Consider the following 244-nt stretch of genomic DNA (forward strand, 5'->3'; position numbering starts at 1 on the left):
GCATAGTCTCCCAGGTTGATCACGGTTACTTCCGCACCGGCATCTTTAGCAGCCTGAGCCGCACATTCAACCACGGCCTGGTTGTATGAATTTCGTCGGGTACTGCCTGAAAACGCAAGAATCTTAGTCATGGTATAAGCCTTCCTAGGTCTGTTATCTGTCAATAGGGTGAGAGTGCGGCTTCTCTGAGCCGCTACATTTTATCCAGCGTTTCGATGCCCAGCAGGTCTAAGCCCAGCTTCAG

General features: G+C 51.2%; 1 protein-coding gene. It reads right to left on the reverse strand.

Features of this window, described 5'->3' with window-relative positions; translation table 11 throughout:
* Window positions 1-131 (reverse strand): NADPH-dependent FMN reductase (locus NLF92_RS13600; RefSeq protein ID WP_254102797.1); only part of this gene is annotated, 131 nt, incomplete at its 3' end.
* Window positions 132-244: the final 113 nt, after the last annotated feature.

This window comes from Opacimonas viscosa (assembly GCF_024199005.1).
Lineage (GTDB): Bacteria > Pseudomonadota > Gammaproteobacteria > Enterobacterales > Alteromonadaceae > Opacimonas > Opacimonas viscosa.